This window comes from Microcoleus sp. N9_A2 (genome assembly GCF_036701775.1).
GTDB lineage: Bacteria > Cyanobacteriota > Cyanobacteriia > Cyanobacteriales > Microcoleaceae > Microcoleus.
The window spans coordinates 1-7,616 of the sequence record NZ_JAUBRH010000055.1 but is presented as its reverse complement, the minus strand read 5'-3'; the positions used below and the strand labels follow the sequence as shown (position 1 = coordinate 7,616).

The window sequence follows — 7,616 nt, the reverse complement described above, 5'->3', positions numbered from 1 at the left end:
CAACAAATATAGCGCAATTTTCAGTTTTTTTGACTCACAGTCAACAGTCCACAATCACGGATGGTACAACCGGAAACGATATCAATTATGTCTTTGGTAAATATTAGTGTCTAACTTTCTGGGATATTTGTTCGTAGCGGCAACTTCACGGTAAACGTTGCCCCTTGTCCCTCACCTGAACTTGTTGCACCAACAGTACCGCCGTGGAGTTCTACTAAATGACGGACGATCGAGAGTCCTAGCCCCAATCCACCGTCTCTGCGAGAGTAGCTACTATCCGCTTGACGGAAGCGATCGAACACATAGGGGAGAAAATCAGGGTGAATGCCCTGGCCAGTATCGCTAATTTGGATTTGAGCCATGCCGTCAATGCAGTCTAATGCGATGTCAATTTTGCCTCCGGCTGGGGTGAATTTAATGGCGTTTGAAAGTAGATTCCACACAACCTGCTGCAAGCGGCTCGGATCTCCCAACACTATTGGTTTTAAAGGACTTAGGCAGGATTCAACTTGAATATCTTTGGCTTGTGCTGCCGAACGAACCACCGCGATCGTATTTTCAAGCAGTGGATTGAGTTCCATTTCCGAAACGCTGAGCCGATACTGGCCCGTGCTAATCCGGGAAACGTCTAAGATGTCATCGATGAGCTGGTTTTGTGCTTTGGCGGCGCGCTCGATCGTTCTTATCGCTTCCTGGGTTTTAGCTTCGTCAAATTTTTTAAGTTGCAGCAACTGTGCCCAGCCAATTATCGCATTCAGGGGCGTCCGCAGTTCGTGAGAGAGGACGGACAAAAACTCATCTTTGACGCGGTTTGCCTGCTCGGCAGCCGCACGAGCCGATTGTTCTTGCATCCGCAGGCTGCGTTCTGCCTCCAACTGTTTTTGCTCGGTGATATCCTCTACCGCCAGCAGAATCATCTGTATATCGCCGATGGGAGGCATTTTGCGGGCATTGATCCGCATTATTTTATGCCCGATCGCCTCGAAGTCCTGCTCTATTTCCAAGTTGTGAAATTCGGGATTGCCAGTCGTAATTTCTTCCAGGAGCGATCGCAATTTAGGAATATTCCACTGTTTGTTACTAAACTCGAAGATCGAGTGTTGCTCAATTTGGATCGGCATCACCTGAAACGTCTCGTAGAAAGAACGGTTGGCGGTGATCGCCTGCAGGTTTAGATCCAGCACTAGCAAAGGTTCCCGGACGGTTTCGACGATCGTTTCGGCATAATTTTTCGCTTCCATCAACTGCTGGGCGCTGAGTTTGAGATCGTTGATATCCACCAGCATCACCACAGCCCCATCAATTTTGTGGTCGATCGTCCGATAGGGTCGAATATGCAGATCGTACCAGCGATTCTCTCGATCTTGAACCTCCTGAACTTTCACGTTGAGGGTGCGGATCACCTCTAAAATCATTGGCTCTAACTCCGGCACTATCAACTTGTGAGTGATGTCGCTCAAACAGCGCCCGACATCAGTAGAAATCAAGTTGAAGATGCCTTCGATTGCGGGAGTAAACCGGCGGATTCGCAGGTCGCCTCCCAGCATCAGGATCGGAATATTGATGGTACTGAGCAGATTCTGTAAATCGTTACTCACCTGAGTCGATTCAACATTGCGCCGCTGCAATTCGTCATTAATCGTGTTCAGTTCTTCATTGGTTGCCTGAATCTCTTCTTTTGCGGTTTCGAGTTCCTCATTTGTACTTTGCAACTCTTCGTTGTTGGACAGAATCTCTTCGTTGGCGGCTCTCAAATCTTGGTTAGCGGCTTGATGTTCTTGGACGATCGACTGCAGGTGGTCTTTTGTGCTTTTGAGTTCTTGTTGCAGCCTCGCAATCTCCAAACTTTCACCCTGTAAAGGATCGGAGTTGACTCTAGCATCGTTTGCAGCAGTCATTGCAGGAATCGGCGGCTCGTCTTGAAACAAAACTAAAAAATAGTTTTTTACAGCAGCGCCTGTTGGGAAGGGAATCACGTTAATTTTGACCAGGCGGACGATCTCGCTTTCTCTAATTTGCAAGCCTTCGCGGGCGATCGGCAACTGCTGCTGCGAGGCCTGTTCAATTGCACTACGGAGTTCGAGGCGCAATCCTTCTTTTGCCATTCTCAGCAAATTCAAGCTAGCCCTACCGGGAGACGGTTCTAGGTAGGCATTCGTCTGTCCCCGAAATTGCAGAATCTCTCTGGCTGTGTTAATCACGACGCCGACAGGGGCATAGTGATTCAAAACAATGCGATCTGCCTGTTTCTCGATTTCGATTTCGTTTAAGCTTTCCGTCAACAGCGGTGGAAAGTTGATGGCTGTCGCAGGATAGTTGCTAGCAGTTAAATCCATACTGAGCCAATGCGACAGCAGTTTTTTAGTATAAATTTTGTTCTTTTTGTCGAATAGCGCAAACAATTCTGAAAAGTCACCAACTGTTTCCGAAGTGCCTAACAGCAAGAAGCCTGCGGGCCGAAGCCCGTAGTGGAAAATTGGCAGCAGCTTTTTTTGCAGCGGGGGGCCCAGATAAATCAGCACGTTCCGACAGGCGATCAAATCCATCCGGGAAAACGGCGGATCGCTGATCAGGTTTTGTTTGGCAAAGACGCAGAGTTCGCGCACCGGCTGAGCGATTTGGTATCCGCCTTCGACTCGGACAAAGAACCGATTCAGGCGCTGGGGTGAAATATGGGCGACTTGGGCCTGCGTATAAAAGCCGCGGCGGGCGATCGCGATCGCACTTTCGCTGATGTCTGTGGCATAAATCTGAATCGGCAGATCAGTAGCTCGATCTGCTAAAAACTCTAGCAAGCAAATGGCGATCGAGTAAGCTTCTTCACCGGTTGAACAGCCGGCCACCCAAATTCGGATCGGTGTTTTCGGTGATTTATCTTTAACGATTTCGGGAAAAAGTTTGCTGCTTAAAGCCTCAAAGCTTTCGGGGTCACGGAAAAAGCTGGTGACATGAATGAAAACATCGTGATAAAGCGCCGTTACTTCTGTCGGGGTGTTTTTGAGATATTCGGCATAATCCTCGATCCGTTCCAGCTTGTACAGCAACATCCGTCGCTGCATCCGCCGCTTCAAGGTGGTTTGTTTGTAGTGAGTAAAATCAACTCCTGTAGCGGCGCGCAGCAAAGTGTAGACGGTGGCGATCGCATCTTTACTTTCGCTCTTATTTTCGCTGGTGGTCGATTCTGTCGCAGGCCGATCGGCAATGTAGGGATGACGGCTGATCTCTGCTATTTTCTGGGCAATTTTTTCCGGTGTCAAGATAAAGTCTACCTGACCCGTAGCCACCGCAGTATTCGGCATACTGCTGACTTGTGCCGATCCTTCACATTGGGCAAAAGTAATACCGCCTGCAGCCTTAATCGCTTTTAATCCTTGGGCACCATCGCCGTCGCCCCCGGACAAAACGACGCCGATGGCTTGGTTCCCCCGTTCTGCAGCGAGGGAAACCAAAAAAGTATCGACGGACATAAATATCCCGCGTGTTCTGCCGCGAGGCGTTAGCTTCAGCACCGCTTGATCGATGGTCAGGCTGACATTGGGGGGGATGACGTATACCTGATTCGGTGCTATTTTAATCCCAGATTTCACCTCATGCACGGGCATCTGGGTCGATCGAGCCAGAATCTCTCTCAACACACTGTCCTGAGTCGGCAACATATGCTGAATTATTACAAACGCCATGCCGGTATCGATCGGCAAATGGCTGAGTAATTTGGTAAAGGCTTGCAATCCACCTGCAGAGGCTCCTATTCCGACGACTGGAAATAACTCGTTTTGATTGTTTTGTTGCTTTCCTTCAGCATCCATATCAGCTTGAGGTTTAGATTTTTTGGAAAACTTATTCTGACTCATTTTTTATACCAGATAGCTTGCTGCCAGCGTATTATCGTTATATTGTATTTAATGATATTATATATATATATATATATATTAAAATGAATAATAAGTCATCTACCTACCGATATAATATCTAGGCAAGTCGGCCTGTGTTCTCAAGCGCTTTTAAAATCATTATTTTGGAGTTCCCCCTTTCCTAGCAGCGGACAAGATTGAAACGGGAAATCCCTTAAAAATTATACTGTTAAAAGTTAAGAATGAGTGAATCTTCCCGATTCTGCCAGCGTAGGAGTTCTATCAAGGTTTGCGAGCGAGTGGATTTCTCCTCAATACCCCAACTCATCAAAAAACTTCCAACCGGAATTTTGTCCGCCCTTATCAAGCAGTGGGACTCTGGAGAATCTCCGGGGAAGGAAAACAGTACAATTAAGTAGATCAACTCAAAAAAACAGCATACTCTACAAAACCGCAATTAATCTCATTTTGAGGAAGGTTGTTGCGAGCGCAAATTGGCTACCACCCCACCGATTTCAGTTGACAGTTGACAGTTGACAGTTGACAGTTGATAGCGACCTCTACCTGGAAGCAAGAGGATTGGAGTAATGAATAGTCTTCTTTTAATTTCTCCCTACAAGGGACAGGCTTTAAACCAATTCTTTCTGGGAAACTATATCGGGATAATTTTATAAGTGTTTCATCACTGCTTGTTGGGAGCATCTCATATTTGTAAAAACACTTCTTCTGACTCCTTCCTTCTGACTCTTTCCTCCTGGCTCCTGGCTCCTAACTCCAATTTCTAGCTTGGCTGCTTTCATTGAGATGCTCCCTGCTTGTTGGGTCATTTGTACCTTTTTAGTCATTTTCAAGGTATCGTCGATCGGCCGTTGCCAATATTGCTCACGCTCAGCAATTGCTTCCTGAACTTCTTCTGGTGTGGAAGTTTGAGGCTGTTAATTTGCCGACATAATCTAATAACTGAATTTTTTTAATCTTCCCAAAATCCGGCCATCCTAGCTAAAGTCGTAAAGAAAAGTAACAAAAATATATTTTAATGGGCTTAGGGAAATTAGCGAAATCCCAGCAGCGCTGCCAAGTTGTGATTCTCAAGACAGGCTGCGGGGGTAACGGCTGTGAGAAAGTGCGATTCTGCGGTGGCGCTACCGATGTTGCTGAGCAAAGTGAACGATACGGGGTTGATGGTGCGATCGTTCGTGGCGATGGGATGGCGGCATAGTCAAACTGCGGACTCAATGGCTGCGCTGTTAAAAATGATGCAGTTCGATGGCGCGATCCGAATGTGCGATCCGAAGCCGCTAACTCTTTGTCAAGGTTCGGAACCGAGGCGATTGCTGATTTAGTGGCAGGTTTTGGCCGCGATGACAATTGGCTCGTCTGCCACAGTATCATGGCTCGGTTGGGCGATCGGCTGTCGCCCAAAATTGATTGTCAAAATGCTATACTCAAAATCCGAAAATAGTTGTACAATGTTTTTCTAGTCGTTTTTTACCGATCGGCGTCTAAAGTCAAAGAAGCTGAAAACAGGTAAAAAACACTAAGCGCGGGCGTAATTCAGTGGTAGAATGTCAGCTTCCCATGCTGGACGTCGTGGGTTCGAGCCCCACCGCCCGCTTTGACTGAATTTTCATAGAAGTATGAAAATTAATTAGTGCTATCAATTCAATCTATGGCTTATTTCTTAACCGCTGCTTTATATAAGTTCGTTGAACTACCGGATTTTGCCGACCTGAAAGCACCGCTAATCGATTGTTGCAATCACAACAACGTCAAAGGCACTATCTTGTTAGCAGCCGAAGGCATCAATGGCACGATCGCAGGCTCATCCGAAGGCGTACACGCAGTGCTGGCATTCTTGCGTAGTGACTCGCGTTTTGCGGATCTGGTACACAAGGAATCTTTCTCGGAAAAAGCACCTTTTTACCGCCTGAAAATACGCTTGAAGCGCGAAATCGTCACGATGGGAGTACCAGACATTAATCCCCGCCTCATGGCTGGCAAATATGTTAAGCCTGATGAGTGGAATAAGCTGCTTGACGATCCCGATGTTGTCGTGGTTGATGTGCGTAACGACTTCGAGGTATCTATGGGTACTTTTGAAGGCGCTATTAATCCAAACACAAAAAGCTTTTCTGAGTTACCGGAATGGGCGCTGCAAGAAGCTGCTTTACGCAATAAACCCAAGGTGGCAATGTTTTGCACGGGTGGTATTCGCTGCGAGAAATCTACTGCTTTTTTGCGCTCTCAAGGTTTTGATGAAGTCTATCATCTCGAAGGCGGAATTTTAAAATATTTGGAAACGGTTCCGGAAGCAGAAAGTCGTTGGGAAGGTGAATGTTTTGTCTTTGATGAACGGGTTTCTGTGGGTCAGGGGTTAAAGCCAGGTAACTATGAACTTTGTCGCGGTTGTCGTCACCCGATTAGTCAGGAAGATAAGGCTTCTGAATTGTTTGTACTTGGTGTGAGTTGTCCTCATTGTCATGACTCCAAAACTGAAACCAAAAAACAAGCCTTATCTGAACGTCAACGTCAGATTGAGCTTGCTAAGCGTCGCAACCAAGTACATATCGGCGCGCGCTATGATGCTAAGGAAAAAGTAGATGGTGCGATCGACTAATATTATTATTCACTAAGCTTAAAGAAACCCCCTTGCTACGAAAAATCTTGTTTAGCGACAAGAAATCTACGAAGAAACTGGGTTTCTGACCCGAAAAACCCGATCGCGCGATCGACTAATTATATCGTTTCCGGTGGCATCAGAATAATAAAATCGAGTCAACAGTTAACACTCAACCATTCATACCAATTTTTTTATGATGCTGCATAGAATCAGATCCCCCCTAGCCCCCCTTAATAAGGGGGGAACAAGATTCCGCTCAAAGTCCCCCTTGTTAAGGGGGATTTAGGGGGATCGAGATATGTGCAACTTCACATTAAATTGGTATCAGTTTTTCGACCTCTCCTTCAACAGTCAACAGTCAACAGTCAACAATAATTCCGGTGCAACCGGAATTGAGATTATATGTCAGTAATATACCCAATTTTGTATTCCTTTCGCCGCTGTCCCTATGCTATGCGGGCGCGCTTGGCCTTGATGGTTAGCAATCGGGTGTGTGAGTTGCGGGAAGTTGTTTTACGAGACAAACCACAAGAAATGTTGCAGGTATCTGCCAAAGGTACGGTACCGATATTGATTGATGTTGACGGGCGGGTACTCGATCAAAGTATCGATATTATGTTGTGGGCATTGAGACAGTATGATCCTGAAAAATGGTTGATTCCAGAAAAAGGTTCGGTTGCAGAAATGCTAGTATTAATTGCTGAATTTGATGATAGGTTTAAATATCATCTTGACCGTTATAAGTACCCTGAACGTTACCCAGGTGTTGATGCCCAAGTACATCGGTATGAAGGTTCTTTATTCCTCGACAAACTCAATGCACAGTTAAGCGCCACTAAATATTTATTTGGTAACAATGTAGCATTGGCTGATATGGCGATCGCACCTTTTGTTCGTCAATTCGCTCATACCGATAAAAATTGGTTCAACCAACAGCCTTGGCCTCAGCTACCAGCTTGGTTAACAGGGTTTACAGACTCAGAAATGTACGCTAGTGTTATGCAGAAATACGCGAAATGGGAATCAGGGAATGCAGGCGTTATTTTTGGGCGATCGTAATTATCCGCAAGGATTGACACTCTCAGGGCTGAAGCCACTGAGATTCTGCGGACAAAGCAGCTTTAGGTAACACCCAAAGTTTTACT

4 protein-coding genes and 1 tRNA gene are annotated in these 7,616 nt (G+C 46.2%); 4 read left to right on the top strand and 1 reads right to left on the bottom strand.

Annotation, left to right across the window (positions count from 1 at the left end; translation table 11 throughout):
- Window positions 1-110 precede the first annotated feature (110 nt).
- On the bottom strand, window positions 111-3,851 hold the full coding sequence (locus QUA44_RS24065) for a chemotaxis protein CheB (RefSeq protein ID WP_333255034.1): 3,741 nt from the start codon (window positions 3,849-3,851) through the stop codon (window positions 111-113).
- A gap of 1,115 nt (window positions 3,852-4,966) precedes the next feature.
- Between QUA44_RS24065 and QUA44_RS24060 the strand changes: the two genes are divergently transcribed.
- The 4 genes from QUA44_RS24060 (at window position 4,967) to QUA44_RS24045 (ending at window position 7,530) form a co-directional block, all read left to right on the top strand.
- Entirely contained in the window at window positions 4,967-5,194 is a 228-nt protein-coding gene (locus QUA44_RS24060) for a hypothetical protein (RefSeq protein WP_333255032.1), read from the top strand.
- Between the two features lie 200 nt (window positions 5,195-5,394).
- A tRNA-Gly gene (locus QUA44_RS24055) sits at window positions 5,395-5,466 on the top strand.
- Between the two features lie 54 nt (window positions 5,467-5,520).
- Window positions 5,521-6,468: an oxygen-dependent tRNA uridine(34) hydroxylase TrhO gene (gene trhO, locus QUA44_RS24050; RefSeq protein WP_333255030.1), complete on the top strand. Its 948-nt coding sequence runs from the start codon at window positions 5,521-5,523 to the stop codon at window positions 6,466-6,468.
- 405 nt (window positions 6,469-6,873) lie between these two features.
- Entirely contained in the window at window positions 6,874-7,530 is a 657-nt protein-coding gene (locus QUA44_RS24045; protein ID WP_333255028.1) for a glutathione S-transferase, read from the top strand.
- Window positions 7,531-7,616 lie beyond the last annotated feature (86 nt).